The 21,390-nt window shown below is 35.6% G+C and carries 24 protein-coding genes; 5 read left to right on the top strand and 19 right to left on the bottom strand.

What is annotated here, in order from left to right:
• Nucleotides 1–12 precede the first annotated feature (12 nt).
• The 17 genes from MJ631_RS07730 to MJ631_RS07650 all read right to left on the bottom strand — a co-directional run bounded on the left by MJ631_RS07730 (nucleotide 13) and on the right by MJ631_RS07650 (nucleotide 13,025).
• Nucleotides 13–1,302: a hypothetical protein gene (locus tag MJ631_RS07730; RefSeq protein WP_262986341.1), complete on the bottom strand. Its 1,290-nt coding sequence runs from the start codon at nucleotides 1,300–1,302 to the stop codon at nucleotides 13–15.
• Nucleotides 1,299–2,114, bottom strand: a complete 816-nt coding sequence (locus MJ631_RS07725) for a baseplate assembly protein (RefSeq protein WP_262986340.1) — start codon at nucleotides 2,112–2,114, stop codon at nucleotides 1,299–1,301. The genes MJ631_RS07730 and MJ631_RS07725 overlap by 4 nt, the downstream gene beginning before the upstream one ends.
• Before the next feature lie 9 nt (nucleotides 2,115–2,123).
• Nucleotides 2,124–2,459 (bottom strand): GPW/gp25 family protein, encoded by a 336-nt coding sequence (locus MJ631_RS07720; protein WP_065094334.1) that lies wholly within the window; start codon nucleotides 2,457–2,459, stop codon nucleotides 2,124–2,126.
• A 5-nt stretch (nucleotides 2,460–2,464) separates the two neighbouring features.
• A complete protein-coding gene (locus MJ631_RS07715) occupies nucleotides 2,465–2,719 on the bottom strand; it encodes a PAAR domain-containing protein (RefSeq protein ID WP_065094333.1) in 255 nt (84 codons plus the stop codon).
• An 8-nt stretch (nucleotides 2,720–2,727) separates the two neighbouring features.
• Entirely contained in the window at nucleotides 2,728–3,183 is a 456-nt protein-coding gene (locus MJ631_RS07710) for a phage baseplate assembly protein V (protein ID WP_065094332.1), read from the bottom strand.
• A complete protein-coding gene (locus MJ631_RS07705) occupies nucleotides 3,170–3,643 on the bottom strand; it encodes a hypothetical protein (protein WP_262986339.1) in 474 nt (157 codons plus the stop codon). Before MJ631_RS07705 ends, MJ631_RS07710 begins: the two co-directional genes overlap by 14 nt.
• On the bottom strand, nucleotides 3,624–4,121 hold the full coding sequence (locus MJ631_RS07700) for a phage tail protein (protein WP_262986338.1): 498 nt from the start codon (nucleotides 4,119–4,121) through the stop codon (nucleotides 3,624–3,626). Before MJ631_RS07700 ends, MJ631_RS07705 begins: the two co-directional genes overlap by 20 nt.
• Nucleotides 4,114–4,434: a head-tail joining protein gene (locus MJ631_RS07695; protein WP_262986337.1), complete on the bottom strand. Its 321-nt coding sequence runs from the start codon at nucleotides 4,432–4,434 to the stop codon at nucleotides 4,114–4,116. The genes MJ631_RS07700 and MJ631_RS07695 overlap by 8 nt, the downstream gene beginning before the upstream one ends.
• 83 nt (nucleotides 4,435–4,517) lie before the next feature.
• Nucleotides 4,518–5,522 (bottom strand): major capsid protein, encoded by a 1,005-nt coding sequence (locus tag MJ631_RS07690; protein WP_262986336.1) that lies wholly within the window; start codon nucleotides 5,520–5,522, stop codon nucleotides 4,518–4,520.
• A gap of 26 nt (nucleotides 5,523–5,548) precedes the next feature.
• Nucleotides 5,549–5,917, bottom strand: coding sequence for a head decoration protein (locus MJ631_RS07685; protein ID WP_262986335.1), 369 nt, complete (start codon nucleotides 5,915–5,917; stop codon nucleotides 5,549–5,551).
• Nucleotides 5,910–6,992 (bottom strand): S49 family peptidase, encoded by a 1,083-nt coding sequence (locus MJ631_RS07680; protein WP_262986334.1) that lies wholly within the window; start codon nucleotides 6,990–6,992, stop codon nucleotides 5,910–5,912. Before MJ631_RS07680 ends, MJ631_RS07685 begins: the two co-directional genes overlap by 8 nt.
• On the bottom strand, nucleotides 6,989–8,407 hold the full coding sequence (locus MJ631_RS07675; RefSeq protein ID WP_262986333.1) for a phage portal protein: 1,419 nt from the start codon (nucleotides 8,405–8,407) through the stop codon (nucleotides 6,989–6,991). Before MJ631_RS07675 ends, MJ631_RS07680 begins: the two co-directional genes overlap by 4 nt.
• Nucleotides 8,408–8,632, bottom strand: a complete 225-nt coding sequence (locus MJ631_RS07670) for a gpW family head-tail joining protein (RefSeq protein WP_065094324.1) — start codon at nucleotides 8,630–8,632, stop codon at nucleotides 8,408–8,410.
• Nucleotides 8,625–10,451 carry a phage terminase large subunit family protein gene (locus MJ631_RS07665; protein WP_262986332.1) on the bottom strand — a complete coding sequence of 609 codons (1,827 nt, stop codon included), beginning with the start codon at nucleotides 10,449–10,451 and terminating at the stop codon, nucleotides 8,625–8,627. Before MJ631_RS07665 ends, MJ631_RS07670 begins: the two co-directional genes overlap by 8 nt.
• Nucleotides 10,448–11,932, bottom strand: a complete 1,485-nt coding sequence (locus tag MJ631_RS07660; RefSeq protein WP_262986331.1) for an ankyrin repeat domain-containing protein — start codon at nucleotides 11,930–11,932, stop codon at nucleotides 10,448–10,450. Before MJ631_RS07660 ends, MJ631_RS07665 begins: the two co-directional genes overlap by 4 nt.
• Nucleotides 11,933–11,951: 19 nt before the next feature.
• Nucleotides 11,952–12,422, bottom strand: coding sequence for a hypothetical protein (locus tag MJ631_RS07655; protein ID WP_262986330.1), 471 nt, complete (start codon nucleotides 12,420–12,422; stop codon nucleotides 11,952–11,954).
• Between the two features lie 132 nt (nucleotides 12,423–12,554).
• Nucleotides 12,555–13,025: a RuvC family protein gene (locus MJ631_RS07650; protein ID WP_262986329.1), complete on the bottom strand. Its 471-nt coding sequence runs from the start codon at nucleotides 13,023–13,025 to the stop codon at nucleotides 12,555–12,557.
• Nucleotides 13,026–13,891: 866 nt separating this feature from the next.
• On the opposite strand from MJ631_RS07650, the gene MJ631_RS07645 reads away from it, so the two are divergent.
• The 5 genes from MJ631_RS07645 to MJ631_RS07625 are packed head-to-tail and all read left to right on the top strand — an operon-like array spanning nucleotide 13,892 to nucleotide 19,005.
• The gene (locus tag MJ631_RS07645; protein ID WP_262986328.1) at nucleotides 13,892–14,383 is read left to right on the top strand and encodes an RNA polymerase sigma factor; all 492 of its coding nucleotides are present in this window, start codon (nucleotides 13,892–13,894) and stop codon (nucleotides 14,381–14,383) included.
• A gap of 51 nt (nucleotides 14,384–14,434) precedes the next feature.
• Nucleotides 14,435–15,232 carry an ATP-binding protein gene (locus tag MJ631_RS07640; protein ID WP_262986327.1) on the top strand — a complete coding sequence of 266 codons (798 nt, stop codon included), beginning with the start codon at nucleotides 14,435–14,437 and terminating at the stop codon, nucleotides 15,230–15,232.
• A gap of 23 nt (nucleotides 15,233–15,255) precedes the next feature.
• Complete coding sequence (locus tag MJ631_RS07635) at nucleotides 15,256–15,744, top strand: hypothetical protein (RefSeq protein WP_262986326.1); 489 nt, start codon at nucleotides 15,256–15,258, stop codon at nucleotides 15,742–15,744.
• Nucleotides 15,741–16,967 (top strand): AAA family ATPase, encoded by a 1,227-nt coding sequence (locus MJ631_RS07630; RefSeq protein ID WP_262986325.1) that lies wholly within the window; start codon nucleotides 15,741–15,743, stop codon nucleotides 16,965–16,967. The genes MJ631_RS07635 and MJ631_RS07630 overlap by 4 nt, the downstream gene beginning before the upstream one ends.
• 22 nt (nucleotides 16,968–16,989) lie before the next feature.
• Nucleotides 16,990–19,005, top strand: a complete 2,016-nt coding sequence (locus MJ631_RS07625; protein ID WP_262986324.1) for an AAA family ATPase — start codon at nucleotides 16,990–16,992, stop codon at nucleotides 19,003–19,005.
• A gap of 12 nt (nucleotides 19,006–19,017) precedes the next feature.
• On the opposite strand, the gene MJ631_RS07620 is transcribed toward MJ631_RS07625, so the two are convergent.
• The gene (locus MJ631_RS07620; RefSeq protein WP_262986323.1) at nucleotides 19,018–20,127 is read right to left on the bottom strand and encodes a hypothetical protein; all 1,110 of its coding nucleotides are present in this window, start codon (nucleotides 20,125–20,127) and stop codon (nucleotides 19,018–19,020) included.
• Nucleotides 20,093–21,289, bottom strand: a complete 1,197-nt coding sequence (locus MJ631_RS07615; protein ID WP_262986322.1) for a hypothetical protein — start codon at nucleotides 21,287–21,289, stop codon at nucleotides 20,093–20,095. Before MJ631_RS07615 ends, MJ631_RS07620 begins: the two co-directional genes overlap by 35 nt.
• Between the last annotated feature and the right edge of the window lie 101 nt (nucleotides 21,290–21,390).

Here is a 21,390-nt window from a genome sequence, read left to right as displayed (position 1 = left end):
GTGCAGTTGATATTATGTATATACAAGATCCGTAGAAAAAACGTCCAATTTTTTTGCAATAATAGGATCAAAATCTTTCCAAGGGCGATTTAAGTGGCGATGTTCATGCCAAGTAACCATACCTGGATAGAATGCTGCTACGTAATTTTCTAGCCCATGAATGGGATCTTTCTGTTTTGAATCTGAATCATTTTTACAATCAACATGATATTCCGCTAGATTAAACTCTATTATTCTTTGATCAGTAAAATTCTTCGCTTCATAGTAATAAGTTATACTAAATCGCTCTAAAATTGGTGTACGTTGAAAATTCCAAATCTGCTCAGAAAGTTTATCTTCACTTAAGTGAAATGTATGCTCTATTTCTTCATAAGTAGTTGATGCAAAACAAGCATTTATATCCCCTAAATTCCAACTATCTGACAATACTATCAATGCTTTAGCAAACTTAATTTCTGGCAATAAACTCTGTGGTAGAGGATATAGTGCTTCTAAGTTGTACCACTCATGATTTCTTTCATATGTACCGTTGTAATTCTTCGTATGAGGCTCTGTTTCTCCTAATATTGCAACATCTAACCTATATAAATCATTACTGTAGCTTCTATCATAATGTGATCTAAAAGTGCCAAATTTAAATCTTGGATTTCCTATTTTCAGTTCAAATGAATTTTTTCTTCCAAACGATAACACTGGTCCTTCTTTTGCTATTTTTACACCTGAGTAGTCTGAAAGAAGATCTCCAAAAATACTTTCATCTAATATAAATCGCTGAGCATTGTAATAGTCATTGAATATTCGCATTAATCGAGATCTTGCCGGTGCAGAAAGTTTTGCCAAAGCAATTACACTATCGACAAAAAAATCATTAGGAACATCAGAGATGCCAATTTGAAATTCAGCAAAATGCTTCCCTGGCGATTCTTCTTGAATGGTAATATTATCAATGTTTGCCCACCTAAGTGCCATCTTCAGTGACTGTGGTGTACCACGCAGATGTTGAAATTTTATTCCGTTTTGAATAACTTTCTTAGGATCTTGCTCTAAACTATAATATACCAATTTTTCTAACGCACTTTTGAGCGATTTATCGTTTAAACGCTCAAACTTTATCTTGGTAGATTTTTTATGCTCTGGTAGCCATGATAAAATTTCTCCCAAACCATACTCTGCTATCAACCATGGTAATATTTCTGTCTTAGAATTAAACTTAAATCCCCGTAGAGAATTTACATCGAGAGAATAATTAATTATACCAGCAAGTATTTGCTCTTGCTTTAATGCATTTGGAGGAAGTATCACCAGTCTTTACCTATTAACTCAATTTGTAAATCGCGTAAAGTAACACATTCATTATTTTGCACAATGATATCTTCTATGGGCTCTGTAAGCTCTATATTCTGTATACCTTCTGTAAAAAGATGAGCAATAATCCATGATTTGGTAATATTCCATCCTAACCCTTTAGCAGATTCAAGATCTTTGACAAATTGTTCTTTTGCAGCTTCGATAACATCTTTTGATGCAGTAGAATAAATATGCACTTTAGCATGAATAGTAATGGGAATAATACCACAGCCAATAACTGTAAGCGTATCTGTTAATACACGAATATCATCGCGAATAACGTGATTTCTGACGATCTCTAGCAATTCTTCTGAAGGTACTCCACCATTTTCTGTAGAAAGTATTGAAATCTGTACACTTCCTGGTATAGGTGATACCACTTGCGCATCTTTTACTCTTGTGTCAACAGATAATGCATGATAACGATAATGCTCTTTACTCCCTGCTGTTGACCAACCAACAATTTTGGCTTTTACCCGCTTTCTTAAGGATTCATCATTCTCTGACTCTTTTCTCAGCACACCATAAAATTCAGCCAAGTGATCAAGGTCATTACCTCTTGCAAAAGCAAGTAAATTTGCCTGTGCTGCATCATTAATCCTTTGCCTAAGCAAAAGTTCACGCCAGGCTGCTACTTCCAGTATCTTTATTGCTGGATCACTCTCAGTTAGCGCAGAAAAACTTGCATCTCGACGCATTAACTCTTCTTTCATTCGCGAAAGGATTTCCTCAAATTTTAATGTTTCGACAATATTTGGTGTTTTCATCCTATTACCTTATACTATAATACCATCAAGGCGGATCAGCTTTCCATTTGGCAAATAGATTCCTTCTAAAATGAGAGTTACTTTACCTTCTTTTATTTCTGTTATTTGTACACGTTTAAGCTTAAATCGGCGCTCCCACTTTTCTAATGCTTCTGCAACTGCTGCATAAAGTTCTTGTGCAAAACCAGGTACAATTGGATGATCAATCAGCTCAAATAACCTTGATCCGTAATCTCGGCGCATAACACGAGTGCCAACTGGCGTAGTTAAAATATCAACTATTGATTGTTTTAAATGCTCTATACCACTTATTGTTTTACCAGTTTCAGAACTCATACCACGCATATTATTTACCCTGCAAAAACGTTATCACTCCCTTCTTCTGCTATTGCTCCACAGGAAATTAGGTCACCAGTACGAGCAATGGCTTTGCCATTTACAAACACTGCTTTCGACCCTTGTGTCATTACTTTTCCTTCACTAAAATTATCTCCTTGCCTACAGACAGGTCTTCCGTTTATAAATACATCTCTGCTTCCACTTATACAAAAATGCAGCAACGCTCCTTCACAGTGATCTCCTAGGCGTATAACTGATTTATTCATTCCTTTCCCTAATTTAGATTTACTCTTTTTGCTTTTAGTTTTATTTCGCTCTTTGTTATCTCTACACTTGATTCCCCAACATTCAGTGTTATCTTGTCTACTACTTCAATCTCTAAATGATGTTTCTCTTTATCATATGTAAATCTTGTCCCATCTTGAAATTTTACACTATTTACTTCCTTTTTATTCTCTGGAGGAGGGTATTTTTCCTGATATATTGCCGGTAACACCACCCCCAAAGACAATTCTCCCAATGGTGATAATACTATTACCTGTTCATCAATATTTGGTGGTGACCAACTTTCAGCTCTATTTGTTATCCATGGAAGAAAATCTGTTACAAGTTCACCTATTTTAACTTTTACTTTAGCTTTTTCATAATCTATTTTTTCGACAATGCCTATACGGACAATGTTGGCCAATTTCCTCCGCAATTCTGAAATTGCAAAATTACTTTCCAACATTCACATCGATTAAATGAGGTTTTATTTTACTCACTTCCCAAATCGATCGCCCTACATGCAATTCGTGCGCCCAGTCTACCATCCACACTAAATATGCATCGAGCTCTGGCCTAAAATCATCTCCTCCTCCTGATATAAATTCTCCTGGTGAAACATTTTTCACGTTCCAAGTATTTTTATTTACTACTCTGGCAACCTCAGCAGCTAATGATCTGACAATAATAGGGGCATTTTCTATTGTGCTATCGATCACTATTCGTGCCTCAAATTTTGCTCTCAGCGCTAGCTCCTCTGTTCCTGGATCTTTTCCTTGCTCTAGACTTGACAATTCTATAAATACCGCTGGAGTTGCTAACTCTTTCCTTATTGCTGGATAAACCTCACAAGTTTGAATTGCTGGTATCTCTGCCTTTAGCGTATTACAGATTACCTCATGTAAATTAGTCCAAAATGCCGTCATAAAATAACTCATGTGTAAAATATTTTTCAAATATCCTTTCAACTTCATAATTAACAAGATTTTCTATTATCCTTGAAGCCTCAGGTTCAAGTGGTAGTTTAACTTCCTGTATTGGCAGTGCTGTTTTTCCTTCACGTTTAAAAATACCACGATAGCCTCTTGGCATCGTTGCCATAAATGCATCATTAAATGATGTTCTTATTTTTGCTTGTTTTATATTTCTCATTCTCACATCATACAGATATGCTCTAATTAAAACCTTCAAAGTGCTTTTCCTTGCCTTGATAATTCTTAGTCTTTTTCTAATTACTTTTAGCCTAATTTGCTTTTCTTCACTGATTTCTCGGACAGCCTGAGATTTTAACCATAATGCCGTTTTGTTTAGCGCTCTTACCGCTGCCAATTCTATTTTGGCTTTGTTAGCATCAATGTTGTGAATAATTCTCTCAATATTTTCATTAACCTCAATGTTAAACATCATTCTCTCCAAGTACTGTACATTTTATATTCCATACTATTCCTGAATTATCTCGCAGTGGTGGAGAATATACTTTATATTTACGGCCATCAATAACAAAAATATCTCCCACCATTGGCCTCAGTATATCAAAAACATTTACCTCAAGAAAAAGCATCTCTCCCACAAATTGTCCTTCACCAATCTCGTATAATTTATCTGGCTGTTGCTTTAATACCTGTACCATATATGACTTATCCTTTGATTTATAACAAGCCACTTCTCCTAAATGGGCAAAACAATCTTTAAATAATCTCTTAATATTCTCTTGCACATTTCTCCGCTATATACTAACATTTATATGCTAAGAAGAGGTAAAGCATTCTTCTGCCTCACACCGCTTTATATTTGCTCTACCTATGTTGCAACGATCTTGACTAGTATTGCTGGACGGTGGCACATTGGCAGAGGGTTTGACTGCGTATGCAAATCAGTCCCTCTATCAAATCTTCTTGGCTCTTGTTTTGCATATAGTGGCTGCCCAAGAGTATTTACTGTCTCGTTAAAATCTGCTGGTGCAAAATATGTTGTAAATGTGCTTGCTGTTCCTAGTGGAAAACAATGCCCTGTATCTTTCTCAATAAATCTTCTCACGGTTCCTTCAGGATCAGTTGCTTGTCCTCTATATTCCTCAAACGTTATACCACAAAACGTAAATCCTGACCTCATATCATTCCTTAGCGCTGCACCTTCTTGCCATCTTTCATATGCTTCTTTTACTTTACTATGCGAAGTTAATGCATCAAAAAACTCAGGGCTTACCAAGGCATGAATTCCAGTCATATATTCACCACTTAGGTTATCTTCTATGTGCCTCAATACCTCCATACACTTACGTTTTACATCTGTTGTTGCTGTTCCTAGTGCAAAATTTACTACTTTTGGCGTAATTTCAAATTCGTTGTACAGATTTAATAATTCACTGCCATCTGCGTCCAGAATAATCCCTTTCAGCGCTCCCATTCGCAAATGCTCTAACGTTATTGCGTGTTTGTTTCTCATTAGCTGTAAATGATCGGTTATTACATCTGCCAGCGCTTTAAGTTCACTCTCTGATCCAAAAGCTCTTATTCCTTGTACTTCTTCTGGCAGCACTACATCATCATGCGGAATGTGCGGAATCGTAAATGTTCTTACCTTTCTTTTTCCTCTTTTTCCTACTGTTGCTGGTGCTCCTGGTACTTGCGTCGGTAGTAAACTTAACACTCCGTTGTGTTCTTCTATCGTAATATGTCTAAATCTTACTGACCTACTTGGAAATAAATTTAAATTTTCAACTCGTCCATAATTTATCGGCAATATATTTATCGCATTAGTTAGTGCCGTCATGCTAAATGCTGTATTTGTAAATGGATTTTGCATTTTTTTCTCCCCCTTATTAATTTAAGTTACACTCCCTTGCGGACAATGATCCCTCGTGCTTCAAGTTGCTTTATTGCTGCAGCTTTCTGCTCTTCAGTGATATTTGCTGGCCATACAACTGCATGATCTGCTAGTATTGCTATTCGAGTAATAATTACTCCTTTAGTATTTTCTCCTGCGTTCACATCACTTATTATTACACCTATTGCTGTTTGTGTACCATCTGTGGCAGTTGGATTTATTATCTTAATCATGTTATCTTTATCACAACCAACAACTGTACCCAGTTTAAGATTTTGTCCTTTGGCTACCGTTATTTGATCTCTTGAATACAGGCTTGATGCCTCATACTTTAATAAATCACCTAGATTATTTTGTTCTGTTATACTACTCATTTTGCTTTTCTCCTTTTGTTATATATTTTAAATGCCTACGACTTTTCGCTACCTGCATCATCAACTCTTCTCCTGAATTCTGTGGTATTGCACTCAGTATCTCTGTCTTTTTCGTTCGCTCTGCAAGTAATTCCATTAAAACCTCCCTTGCTTGCTCAACACTTACCCCCTGCTCAATAAATTCTCCTATTTTCTCTGGCATTCGTGATAAGTTACATAAACGTATTAATTCAAGAACTTCAGTACGATACTTAGTTAAATTATCAGTTTCTAGGTCAGTTGTAGTTTGTTTGTTCATAGTAATACTCCTGTTTTTATTAATAGATTTAAACTCTGAAAGAATTGTAATTCCATCTGCAAGACCTATTTCTACTGCTTTCTCGCCAAAATATAGCCCTGCTTCTGTTGATTTTATTGCCTCTACAGAAAGGTTTCTATTCCGTGCTATTAGCTCAACCAGCATTTCATATAAACGATTCACTTCGCTTTTTAGATTTTCTAAACTCTCAGAAGTTATTGGCTCATGTGGATTTAAATCATTTTTTCTACTTCCTGCAAACACTGTGGTATATTTTATTCCACATTTTTCATCAAATCCACTTTGATCTATATGACTTGCTATTACTCCTATACTCCCAACTCCTGAAGTGCGGGTGAGAAAAATCTTTTCAGCGCTAGAGGCTATAGCGTACGCTGCAGAATATGCATCATCATTTGCTATCGCTATTATCCTCTTTTTTCCTCTTGATTCATAAATAAAGTCAGCTAGGTCAAATATACCGTTTACCTCTCCTCCGGGGCTATCTATTTCCAGTATAATTGTCTCTATGCTACTATCTGCTAATGCTTGTGTAATTTGTTCTTCTATTTGCTCATATGATGTCATTCCGAGCATTTCATCAAATGCACCAGGTTTTTTAGTTAAAATGCCATGTATCGGTATTATTCCTCTTTCACTATTTCTTACTGCATGTTTTATCTTTTTAAAGATAGGCTGCTTTCCTGTTTGTAGTGACAGTAATTCAAAACTCCTTGGTTCTACCATTACACATCTGTTTAGCCATTGTTGTTTCATATCACCTCTTGATTGGCCGTAACGTCAGAATCAAAACTTAAGCCCAGTTCACTTGCACGTCTTTGATCTTCAGCAATTTCCTGATCAATTTCTTCTACATCGTAACCCATTTCTGATACTACTTCTGATCGACTCTTAAATCCATTTCTTACTGCCATTTGCTGTGCTTGCTGATCTTTTAGCGGATCGACCCAATCAAATCCCTGTGGTATCCATTTTACTTCTTTTTTTGCTCCTTCTTTTCCCTTTGTCCATTCTTCACCTATGTCTAGCTCTCCAGAAAGTAGTGCTAACTCTAACCACCTATCCCATACAGGACGGCAAAACTGAAATACCATAATGTTATGCTGTAACATCGTGCACCTCCTGCGAAACTCTATTAATCCTGCTCGAATGGATGAATAATTAACGCCTGTTAAATCTCCTGTTAGCTGTTCATATGTTATCCCTGTGCCTATTGCTATTGCCCTGAGTTGCTGTCTCATAAACGCTTCATAACTTCCTCCTACATCTGACGGCTCTGAAAATTTTATATCTTCTCCCGGGTCTAAAAGCTGCATTGTTCCAGGTTCTAGGCCAGATAGTGCTATTCCTTGCTCATTACTTTCACCTTCTCCCATGATATTTGCTTCAGGATCAAGTCTCGTAATAAACCCTGCAAACATCGCTGCTGTTTTCTTTCTTACTAGCTCTGCATCGTCGTATTGATCAAGCTCATAGAGCTTTAGCAGTATATTAGAAAGCCATGGCTCTCCTCGGATCTGACCAGGTCTTAGTGGTCTATAAATATGTAAAACATCATTTGCTGGCACTCTCACTGACTCTCCAAATGAGCCTTCACCTGGATGTTCTCTAAATAGGTAATACGCTTCTCTCTGCCCAAGCCTATTGAACTCAATCCCGTTTCTAATTACATTACCGTTGGCAAGGGTTTGATTGCTCTTATTGTCTAAATGCTCTGATTCAAGTACTTGTAATTGCAGAGGTACACAAAGACCATCTTCGTATCTCAGCCGTACAAAACATTCTCCTCCCTCTATCATACTTCTGCATACTAGAGTTTGTAATCCGTAAAAATCACTTATCCCATTACTGTCTGCTTCATCTGTCCATTTCAGCCATAATTCTTGTACTTTCTTTCGAAATTCTCCATCCCTTGCTTTTGATTGCGGTTTTATTCCTGTTCCAATAGAGTTACTTACTATTGTATCAATGATATTTGCTGCATATGGGTTTTTTCTCACCATATCCCGAGAACGGCTACGTAAGTGCTCAAGGCTCTGAGAAAGTAAATTATTTATGCTTCCTGTTTCTCCTTGCCAATACATTATCCTTCTCCCTGAGCCTGATGCATCCCAGGCTGAATTTTTGATTTTTGGCTTGTAGAATAATTGTTTGAAGGTTTTTAGTAGCATTTATAAAATTCCTTTATTTGTTGAAAAAACAATCTTTCTTTTAGGTTTCACACCTACAATTTTCAATTCAGCCTTAATACGTTGCCGTAGATTCAGCAAGTCATTTATCTGGACTTCAGCATATCTCACCACATGGTCACCATATGCAATTGATACTACTCGCTCTCCGTTTTGCAGCTTCTTTATTGCTTGTTCAACTTGAAACAAATACTCTTCGTTATACATTTTTCAACCACTTACTCTGTCTTACTTTTTTAGGCTTTTTACTTTCCATTTTTCCACTCAGACTATTCCATTTACTCTCTGGCCAACGATCAATTCCAAGCGCAATAGATGCAGCTCTGGCATAAATCCGGCAATCTAGTACTTCATTTCTTTCTCTTACCTTTTGCCACTCTTGTTTAGTGTATCCTTTTACTACCTTGCTGACTAATTGCTCTGCCGTTAGCTGCTTAAAATACTCAGGTGCATACTCGGGAAAATGACAATACCCTGCTGGCACTTTCTCTTCTTCTTTTAAAACATTAAGTAATTGAAAAAGTTCTGACTTTAATATCGATACTCCTACTGGCCAAAGCTTTATTCCTCTTTTCAGCTTTTGACCACCAACTGTTATATCTACTCTGCTTGGACTGCTAAGTGGTACTAGAGCTTTATTTACACCTTTGACTGCCATTACTCTTCCAGATCCTTGATGACCTCTTACCCAGTTGTATACTTCTTGCGTTGCATATCCAGCATCTACTGCCATCATGCTTATCATATATTCAAGCCCATTTTCACCGATAAAATGATGATTGAGTAACTCTGAAAGCTTTCCCCATACTTCTCCACCTCCTGTATCTCCTTCAAATACTCGATAGTCTATTGACCAATTTTCACGGCTTTTTCCCCATGCTACAACTTCCACCTCTAGACGATCTTTTTGGACATCTACTCCTGCTGTGAGGATCACTTCGCCTTTTGGTACTGTGCCAATCTGAAAAAATTCTCTCCTGTTAAATAATTGCTTCCAGTCTGGTACTTCTCCTTTATCTACCCAAGTTTCTCCTAAAGTGGTATTTATCCATACTTTTAGTAATTGTTCACTTTCCTTTGCATGAAGAAAATCCTCCACTGCTTGTTGCCAACTATACCAGCCAACTGGACTATAAAGACTTGAAAGATGAAATCCTTTTTTCTCACCTTTCATTGGATTAGTAGGCCTCCATTCTCCACGCTCAAGCATCTCTGTCTTTTGATGATTTTCTATTTTGCCGCTACATTCAGTGCAGATATAATGTGCTGTTCTCGAATCGTTATTTTCCCATTTAATTTGTGCCCATTTTAGAACTTGATAGTAATTACAATGCGGACATGGTACAAAAAAATATCTCTTATCTGTTGCTTCAAATTCTTTCTCAATTCTGCTTATTCCATGAATTGTTGGTGTTGACACTAAAAAAATCTTTCGCCGTGCAAATGTATTAGTTCGAGCAATACTAAGCAGTACTGGATCTCCTTCTCCTCCTGAATCTCCTGGATACGCATCAATCTCATCAAGAAAGAGATACTTTACTGGCATAGATCTAAGTCCTACACTGCTATTTGCTCCAGTTATTACTACTATTCCACCTGGAAATTCCTTACTTTGTACAGTATTGCCTGAGTCTCTTGACCTTGGGTCTTTTACTTTACTTTTTAAACATGGTGTACTTTCAATCAGTGGTGCAAATCTTCCCTTTGACCAACGTTTTCCCATTTCAACTGTTGGCTGTACTACTAGCATTGGTCCTGGCGTTTGATCGATAATATAGCCAATCCAATTGTTACCAGCTTCTGTTCCCCCAATCTGCGCTCCTTTCATGAATACTACTTTTTCTGCTGGTGAGGACGGAGAAAGTGAATCCATGATTTCTCTTAAATAAGGAGTTCTTTCCGTTCTCCATTTACCTGGCTCTGATGCTGCAGTTGCTGCTAGAACTCGATACTCATTCGCCCACTCTGATACTTTAAGCTCTGGATCTGGTTTTAAACCTTCAGAAAAAGATGTTGCGTATATCATTGCCTGCATCTACTCACAACTGGTTCTATCTCAACATCATTAACAGTAGAACTACACTCTTCCAATTCCATAAACATCTTTTTCTGAAATTCGTTTTCTATATATCTTTTGCTCATCTCACTTATCATTATTGCTATAACAAGCGCAAATACTCCTGTTATTGTTGCAAAAATGATCGCACTGCTTATTGTTGTTGTTATCAATCCTATATATACTGCTATTGCTATTGCGCTGACTGTAGTATAGATGCAGATAATATTATTATGTTTTTTCGTCCTTTTATCTGCTATTTCTCTCTGTGCTGTATATTTATTATGAAGGGTTGGAAAATTAACAATGGTATCTCTGCAGAGCAGTGCCCCATTTTTTTCAGTAAATAAAACTTTAAGTAACTCCAAATTATTTGATTTGATTGCTAAGTGCAAAACAGGTGTATAATTTGCTCCTTTTTTCAGTAGTAATTTTACTACATGTAAATGCCCTTTCTCTGCAGCAAGGTAAATCGGTGATAGACCTTTATTATTTACAATATCAATATTGATTTCTTCTTTTAAAATTGCATCTACAATCTCAATTTCTCCTCTTTGTGCAGCTAAATGTAGTAGACTATTCTTTTCAGAACCGTATTTATTACTCATCAAAGCCTTCTTTATCTCAGGTTTAGCGTAATCAAATGGTGTCTTGCCGCTATCGTCTTTTACCAGAGGGTCTATATCTTCTCGCGTTAGTAAAACTTCTATTGTTTTCAGTCTTTCAGCATAATGTAGTGGTGTTTTATTTTCGTAGTCCTGCAAATTGACTTGAGCATTAGGCTCCTTTATTAAGGATTTGAGGATATCAAGACATAAGTCTCTTTCATCGTAATTAGTATTACTTACAGCTATATGCACAGGTGACAATTTCATTGAGTTTTGTCCCATACGCGCGCTATTTACATCTGCTCCAAGCTTTAGCAGTAACTTTACTATCTCTAACTTTTTGTTATTAACTGCATAGTGCATCGGTGTCTGATTTCGTGCATCAAAGACATCTATTTCAGCTTTTCCTTCTCTTATCAAAATCTTTACAACTTCTGCATGTCCTATCCCTGCTGCTAGATGTAATGGCGTATGATGCAAAGCATTTCGTACATTAACGTCAATACCCTTTCTTATTAAATATCTAACGGCATTAATTTCACCTATCATTGCAGCTAAGTGAAGTAAACTATCTTGTTCTGATCCGTATTTGTTATTAATTAGCGCTTGTAATATTTCTGCTTTTTTCCCTTCTTTTGCGTAATCAAGAGATGTTTTACCTTCACTATCTTCTACAAAAGGATTAATATTCTTTTTCGTGAGTAGCAGATCTACCATGCTTAATTCATCAAACTCTATAGCGCAATGTAGTGGTGTCTTTCCATTTAATCCTCTAACATTAACATCTAATCCAGGTTGATTGATGAGACACTTTATTAACTCTAAACTTAAGTTATCAGTCATTTTATATTCAAAATCTTTTTTATATTTGAAATTTAGTATTAGATAATTCTTGTAATGAGTTTGTAATCTCTTCAGTGAGCGTCTTATGAATCTTTTCAGTGTCACTCAGTGATGCAAGCAGCGCTGAAACCCTATTCGGAATATTAAGCAAATTATTACGGACAACTCTTGCTACATTAAATGCTTCAGTTTTTACCTCTTCAATTGACACAAATTTGCCTACTTCAGCTTTCACTTTAGCTTCCAAAAGTTTACCACGCTCCGTTTCATTTTTTATTCGCGTTTTTAGCAATATCGTTGAAAGTTTTTCTCCGCGCTCTTTTCTCCTAAGTGGTTGACTTGGATCTCTTATTGCTGCTACCGCTTCATTTGCTTGTTCTCGGTCAATAAGTCCATCTTCCAGCTCAACTATTCCTTTTTTTACTAAAGAACAGACATATTGCCTCGAAAACCCTTTTTCCCTTGCCCACTCTGCTTGCGTAATTCTCACCTTTTTTTCTCCTTTTTAGCACTGCTCAGCTATAATTTCGTAAGTAGTTAACATTTGAAATATGTCTAACGCTAAAGAAGGCCCGAGGTCAGGACCACCAAACCCGCCAGCATGGCCGAAAGGACCCACTTTTTATGATATTTTTAATGTATTAAAATCTTTACTAAAATTCATAACATAGAACATTAAAGCTAAAGAATCTGCTTCATTATCATCTGTTGGACAAAAACCCTTTTTCTGCACTGCTTCAATTACATCAGCTTTACTTGCATTTCCCTTGCCAGTTATAAAACGTTTAATAGTCTTAACCGAAACACCTTGGTAGGGAATATTGCTTTCCTCGCACCAAGCAGAAAGGTGTGCTAAAAACCCTCCATAGATATGTGCAGCATCAGTTCCTAGATGTCTTCTCACTTCTTCAAAGTACACAACTTCAATACCTGGAAATTTATACTTAAGTGCATTAAGCCAATTACGAAAATTTAAAAACTGCATTCCACCACCACTAAACCTGCTAACATGAAAACTCTTACTTCCACTTTGCACTATTCCATCATGTAAAATAGTCCAACCAGTTTGTTTGCCAAGATCTAGGGTGAGCATTTCCTTTCAATTGCCGAGTACATATATATACAAGATTTGAAAAAATTACGTCCAAAAAATCTTTAATTTTCGAAATTTAACAACTAACATGAAAACTCTTTTACAGCCAGTTTGTTTACCAAGTCTTTCAATTGCCGAGTACATATATATACAAGATTTGGAAAATTTTCGTCCAAAAAATCTTCAATTTTTGAAAAATTTTTCTCGAATTTGAAAACCTTATTTATCCCCAACATGATTTTTCTACTTTCAGAGGTTTTTTTATTATTCTAATCTGATATTTTATATGTTTTTATATATGTGTATATTTTTATATATGTATTATATATATATATTATATATAAGGGTTTCAGGAAGCTAGAATCCTCCATATTGGCGGACTTCAGATATGCCGTTCCTAGGAACGGTTTTAGGAACGCATGGTGAAAACCCGCCATACAGGCTAATTCTAGATTCCTGCTTCCTAATTCCTGATTTAGGAAGCCAGTAATTAGGAACGGAACTTAAGGTTATAGAGAGCATACTTTTCCTCTTAAAAATTTAAGCTATTCTTTTAATAGCGAAATCCACATTTTTAGCTCTTTAGGTGATATTGAATTTCAAAATATGAAATTCTTATATATTTTTAATATAACTTTAGGAAGCCTGAGCTACCCATTCTTAAAAATATTGAAATCCATTCAAAATAGGTTCTAAAAACCTGAACTGTATTATTTTAAATTGCACCGGTATTATTCTCAAAAAAAAATAACAGAATATCAATAGATTAAAAATCGCATCAGTATTATTTATTTTTGCTCCTGTCCTACATAAGGGCATTAATAACTCTCATCCTTAAAAGCATCAATTTGTTTTTAAGGAAAGTTATGAAATTACAAAACTACCATATAGTTATTAAAAATGTAAAATATCAAGCTTATAGACTGAAACTTGCTAAGTGCTTTATTAATGAAGCTCACGAAGATCTTGAGCAAGAACTCTTCTGTGAAATTTGGCCATATCTTGACCAGTATGATGAAGATAAAAGTAGCTTTAACACTTTCGTAGCAAGATTAACTGAAAACAAAGCTATTAACTTGCTAAAGAAACAGCGATGTGCAAAACGCGATATCAACAATTACATTAGTATCGATGTAACAGAGCTACTTGAGAGTGAAATAACAAAACGCATTGATGTAGACTATATGATCTCGGTTTTACCAAAGGAATGGCAAAATATATGTGAGCAACTTAAATTTTTTAACTTACATGAAGTTGCCAAAATGAACAACGTTTCAAGAACCACTTTAAACAATATTATCAAGAAGATACGTGCCAAACTTTTTCCTATTTACTACGCAGGCAAAAAGAAAAATTGAACAAAATTTTTGCCTTTCTTGTATATATATACATCGTAGCATGGATAAATAATGGTTCTTAAAATTTTGAATAATAATGAAAGATTGCAAACAATATCAACTGTAAAAATGGTCATCTTTGGTCCTTATGGTATTGGTAAAACAAGTCTACTAAAGACTATAGATGAACCAACACTTTGCCTTGATTTTGAAGCAGGGCTTCTTGCTGTTCAAGATTGGCAAGGAGATTCAATTAGTCTTCGCACTTGGAATGAAGCTAGAGATATTGCTTGTCTTATAGGGGGGCCTAATCCTGCGCTGAAGTCTGATCAAGCATATAGCCAAAGACACCATGAACATGTATCTGGTAAGTACAAAGATCTTTTCTCTGAGTTTTCTAAATACCGATGCATCTTTGTAGATAGTATAACCGTTGCTTCACGTTTATGTCTATTATGGGCAAAAATGCAACCTGAAGCTTTTTCTGAGAGATCGGGAAAACAGGACATGAGAGCTGCCTATGGATTACTTGCTCAGGAAATGATGGCTTGGCTCAATCAATTTCAACATATCAGAGATAAGGACATCATTATAGTTGGCACTTTAGGTCAATATCTCGATGACTGCAATCGTCCAACTTGGCTACCTCAATGCGAAGGGGCTAAAACTGCTAGTGAAATTCCTGGAATAGTTGACGAAGTAATCAGTATGGTTGGAATCAAGAAAGATGATGGAACGGAGAAGCGCTCTTTTGTTTGCCACACTTTAAACCCTTGGGGATACCCAGCTAAAGACCGCAGTGGACGCCTGAGTATGGTTGAAGAACCGCATTTAGGCAAGCTGCTTACAAAGATTAAAAGCAAGTTTTAAAATTTAAACACGGAGAGTGATATATGTTACAAAACCTATTAACTGATTTTAACACTGTAAAACCGCAAAGTAGACTGATACCAAAAGGTACAATAGTAAAGGTAAAAATGACAATCAAGCCTGGAGGTTATGAGCATTGGTTTACTAAAAGCCCCACTACCGGTAGCATTTATTTAAATACAGAATTTACCGTTATTGAAGGTCTATATGAAAAGCACAAGATTTATCAGATAATTGGTATTAAAAGTAGTAAAGCAGAAGATACTTGGGGAGAAATGGGTCGCTCTATGCTTCGCAGTATTCTAGAATCAGCACGTGACATTCATCCACATGATAACTCAGAAGGTGCAATCCTTGCTCGTAAGCTGAATTCAGTTGCAGAATTAAATGGGTTGGAGTTTACAGTAAAGGTAGGTGTTATAACTGATGAATATGGAGAAAAGAACAAAATTGCTTCAATAGTTACTCCGGAATACCGTAAAAATTATGAAATTGACAGAGTACCATTTTGAAGTACGACGAGGAAAAGCTTTGGTCTGCTGTCGTTACTAGAGGTATTCAGGACGCAGTAGGAAAAAACCCAAAGCTAAGAGAAGAAGCAATTCATTGGCTGAATTCAAAATCTTTTGAAACTGTTTGCGAGCTAGCTAATCTCAACTTTAATCGTATAAAAAATATGTATGGGAATTTTATGTCTAAAAAGCAAAAAGAGTTAAAGATGTTATTGATTGATAATATCAAGGAGTGTGTTTCTTACCTACTTCCAAATGGTGAGTTTTACCGAGATAAAACTTATATTGGAGACTTAAATGGAAATACAATTACAGTTAAAATAGTAGGTAAGGAAGCTGGTGATTGGCGTAATTTTACCAAAGAGACTAGCGGTGATATTATTGATCTTTGGGTTTTAATTAAAGGTGATATAGATTCTGCTAGGAAGTGGCTCAATAAGAAATCAAAGAGTGGAGAAAAAAATGGGGAAAAGAGAGAAGAAAAAATATTTTCTGTAAAGCAGTACTTGAGCGATCAATCACCAATACCAGAAGACATAATAGCTCCACGAATTCTCACTCCAGGTGGTCTTTTAGTCATTGGTGGTACGCCAAAGGTTGGCAAAAGTTATTTTCTTCTCTCTTTGCTTGCACATCTTGCAGCAGGAGTGTCGTTTCTTAAGATGAAGTCAGCAAGGCCACTAAAAATAGTCTATCTGCAAAATGAGATGGAGTACAATTATATCAGGGAACGCATACAACAAATCATAACTAATCAAAGGCTACCAAATCTAGCAGAAGAAAACTTGATCATTACTACAAAGATGAGATTAACTTTAAATGATGAAGGTATAGAGAGAATAAAAGAGATCATAGGGGAAAAATTTAAAACGATAGATCTTATCGTCTTGGATTCGATTGACTATGAAAATATATTTTCTGGCCTGCAAAGTAGAATAGAAAAACTACGTTCTATAATTAATCCTATGGCTGGAATAATTATTACACGTCATACCAGAAAAGTATCCACAGCTACACTCGCAAAAAGTCCTTTTCAAGCTTTAATTGGTGCTAATGCTTTAAGAAGTTTTTATACATCTGGTATGGTAATGTTTCAACCAAATAAACGTGCAAATGTCTTGCAAGTAGTATATGAGCTAAGAAACGGTAAATCAATACCAGCAAAATTCATTAGCAGAGTAAATGGGCGTTGGCAGAACTCTAAAGTTATAGCTACGGCTTAATTTATCCACAAAAACCGACACTATGCTAGAGCTAAAAACTCAGCTTTTGCAAAACATCAGATCTTGTCTTTTTTACCTACTACCAGGAGGGACATTTCGTGGTGATAAGTTTTATGTAGGTGATGTACAGGGTAACAAGGGCAAAAGTACTGTAATAGAGTTAACAGGCGAAAGAGCCGGATTATGGAAAGATTTTGCAACGGGAGAAGGTGGTGACATTATTGATCTTTGGGCAACGGTACACGGGAAGAATGCGAAAACAGAATTTCCTGAAGTAATGCTCTCAATAAGTGAATGGCTTGGCATCAAAGAAAAAAATAATATTAGAGATCTAGAACAATATCTGACTTGTAGTTGGAACTACTACGATGAAAATAACCAATTGATTGTAATAGTCTACCGTTATGATCCTCCTTTAGAGAAAAAACAGTTTAAACCATTTGATGCTAAAAAGCAGAGATTCAAAGAGCCAGAGATAAGGCCGCTCTACAACATTCCAGGTATCTTAAAATCAGATAAGGTTGTTCTGGTTGAAGGAGAAAAATGCGCAGAAGTACTTATAGAGAAAGGAATAACTGCAACAACAGCAATGTTTGGAGCAAATGCACCTATTGATAAAACAGATTGGACTCCGCTAAAAGGTAAACATATTATCATTTGGCCAGACAATGATGAAGCAGGTAATAAATATGCTAAAAACGCTGAAAAGAAACTTTTAGAACTTGGTGTTGCATCACTTGCTACGCTTAGGATTCCACCAGATAAACTAAGGAGTTGGGATGCTGCTGATGCTGTACAAGAGAATATAGATATTTTTGACTTCATCGAAAAAAACTCAAGAAAAATAATTATTAAATCACCGCTTGATATTTTTAGCTGGAGTGTGGAGCGTTTTGTAGGTCCAGTACCAAAGCAAAGATTCTTAGTTGAAGGATTATTTCCTTTGGGTGTCACATCTATTTTAGCTGCAATGGGTGATACTGGTAAAGGTATGCTTCTTCTTGACCTAGCCCTCAAGGTTGCAGCTAGCATAGATCAGGTATGCGGATTTGGCCAACTTGTTACTGAACACGGATCTGTTGTGGTATTTTCTGCAGAAGATGATACAAATGAAATACATCGTCGCTTAGAACGACTTGATCCCAAATGTGAAAGATTAAAATATAAAGATAGGCTATTTATTGTACCACTGCCAAATATAGGAGGATCTTTTGCCATACTTAAGAATGTTCGCGGTAAAGTTGTAGAAATATCTCCAGAATTTGAGTCTGTAATGAAGCAGCTGAGCAGGATAAAGGGTTTAAAGCTCATTATATTTGATCCCCTTGCTTCTTTCATTCATGCAGATTTAAATGCTGATCCAGCAGTAGGGGATTATCTCATGTGTTTATTATCTGATTTAGCATGTAGCACTGGAGCTTCAATAATTACTGCACATCATATGAGAAAGCTGAAGGGAGAAAAGCCTATATCAACAGTAGAGCAAGCACGAGATGCTATTCGAGGTACTTCTGCTCTCGTAAATGGAGTCAGGTGTTCTTTTGCTTTTTGGCCTGTTGAGGATATAACTAAACCAATGATTTTTAGATCAATTGGAAAAATCCCAAGACAAAATGCCTTATTTTATGGAGCTGTTGTTAAGGCAAATGGCCTGGCTGATCGTACTGTACGTACTTACCTGAGAAATGAAGAAACAGGACTATTAGAAGACATCACTGAACAATTAAAAGCTCAAAATACTAGTGATAAGGATCTTAAAATATATCTTATTGATTCAATTGCGCGAGCTGCTATTTCAGGACATCCATTTACTCATACAGGAAGTGCAGGAATACATAAACAACGACATAGACTGCCTGAAATTTTTCATAGTATGGGAAGAGATAGACTAGAGCGTATAGTTCAAGAGCTTTTACAAGCAAAGCAAATAGTTAAAGGAATGGCTAATGGTTCAAAAGAAGATAAATGGCTTGATGTAAAAACAGGACCATTTGCACGTGGAGTTGGAAAATTTACTCATGGAGCTGAAAATTTTTAAAATCAGGAAATTCTATTTTTTTATAGTCAAAGTAAAAGGGTTAATACGATAACCATGTGATGATCTTTGCCAACCAAGAGTTTGTATTACATCATCACGTTCAATACTTAATCCTAATCTCTCAGCAAGTGTAGTTTTGATTGTTCTTTGCATTTTATTTAATGGTTTTCTGATTTGATGTTCTAAATCTGCTTCTAAACTAAGTCCCAAGAGTTTTTCTAACTGATTAATATTGAGAAGTGTATGTTTTTCCGGTGGTAATTCTTTCTCACAGTCATGTAAAAATTGCTTGAACAATATTCGAAAAATATTAAGACATGATACAGCTTTTTTATTTATAACTTCAATACTATTAACATATACCATACCTTTAACTACCTGTAACTCCAAAAGCTTTGTTGGTATAATTGGTTCAACACGTTTAAGCGAAATATATGAAGCTGGTAAAACTTGCAAAGAAGTATTTTCTACTACCTTTGGTACTCCTCTTTTAGCTGCTTCTTGAAATATCTCAGTTAAAGTCTTAAGCTGACAAAACAGTTCTACCATTGGCACTACATATAGGCTCAATAATAGATTAGGTATATCTTTTTTTAGAGTGATGAGAACTGTCGGATAGACTCTAAGTTTATCTATGGTTAAAAATATCGCATCAGTACAAAAATCAAGGATTATTAGATTTACAATGCGACCTTGATTACAAATATAATAAACTCCTTTTTCCACTTTTTCCCACATAAGTCTTGAATCATTCAACTCGGTTTCAAACCAGTCTATGATTTTCTCTATATTTAAGTATATGGATAAGAGATGAAATCTCTGTTTTTGATAAGTATTAGGCAGAATATGACGAGAACAGTTTTCACAAATAGCGTCATCACATGCTTCATCAAAGTCTGGATCAATAAAAATCTCATTGCTACAACTTGGATCAATTACATTCGGCCAATCAAGATGATCTTCTTCACGAGAACAAACAATATAGCACCTTTCTTGCATTTTTATCAATCCAAGATCAAATAAGTATCTTGCTGCTTTAATATGATTTTGACTTGGATTGATCCAGGAATTATTCAAACTTAAAAGATCAGCAATTTGCTCGTGAAAGGATTTTAAGACCATAAGATTGTTCCATATGTTTTTTCAGGTCCTCTCTTTCTTTTTTATTGAGTGGATGCTCTGAATAATAAACTTCTCCACTTGCTTTGAAAGAAAATGTTACCTTTTTGTTTTGGAACATTACTTTAGCTGATTGAATAGATTGTAGTATATTGCCAACAGATGGCTTTAAAATATGTAACTCTGGTGTAATAGGATCATACGGCTTTACACTTAAAGTAAGATATGTATTACTATTTTTAAAATAATCTGACTTAAAATTTAACTCAAATATACAAATATTAGGGTCAGAACCCTCTATACATGCTTGAAGAAATTTGTGCACTTGTAGTGGAAAGTTCTTATCTTGTATATTTACAAAAGTACATTCGCAGTCAAAATACCCACTTACAATGCTATTTGCTATTTCCACAGCCTTGTTAGTATTTTTAGCACAGAGATTAACCTGAGTGCCATCAAGAGAGAAATCTAAAATCATCCACTCAGGTTTATGACCATGAACAACTTTGTTTGAATTAAGCAGTAAATCCATGTCACTTCCTCGACGTACAAACATATATATTCGATCTTGGTGATGGAAAAAACCCTGCAACTGGTCATCATCCTTAAGTATCTGTTCTACAGCTTCTTGTGACATAAATTCCTTAAATGAAGTGTTTATTTGTCTTGGTGATTTCTGTAGAGCAAATGATACGAAACCTTTCTTTTGTACTTTATCAAAGTGATAGACAGATTTTAGAAGTTCACAATTTATGTGAAATAGTAAAAACAATAAGGATCTTTTATCATACTTAGTATTGTTTTTTACCAGGTACGATCTCATTAACTTCTCAGTCAGAGCAAATCTTGCCACTTCACTGACCGTAGCCTCAAGTTTCGTACGATCAAAGTAGCTAATGAGATAATAGTCAAAAAGAGAGTCAGAGTAACTGGTAAGTATCTTACGTTTTTGTTGAGTGGATCTATCGTCATAATCTCCGTCCTGAAAAAGCTGCCCATTTAAATGATTTTTAAAGCAATGCTGAAAAATGATGCTAAGTTGTTTACCAGAAAGGGAATCTAACCAAGATTGACGTACATTAGAATCCTGAAAACGTTCTAGTAAAAGGTTAACAGGAACTTCTAAATCACTCTCCCAGAATTCATTACTTGGATAAACATTCATGATACTTTAAATAAGCTATATCATACATAATATGATAATTTAAGCAAAGATTTTTTGGACATAATTTTTTCAAATCTTGTATATTTATTAGGGAGAATTTG

The organism is Wolbachia endosymbiont of Oryzaephilus surinamensis (assembly GCF_025617515.1).
Lineage (GTDB): Bacteria > Pseudomonadota > Alphaproteobacteria > Rickettsiales > Anaplasmataceae > Wolbachia.
This window is presented reverse-complemented; position numbering and strand designations above follow the sequence as displayed.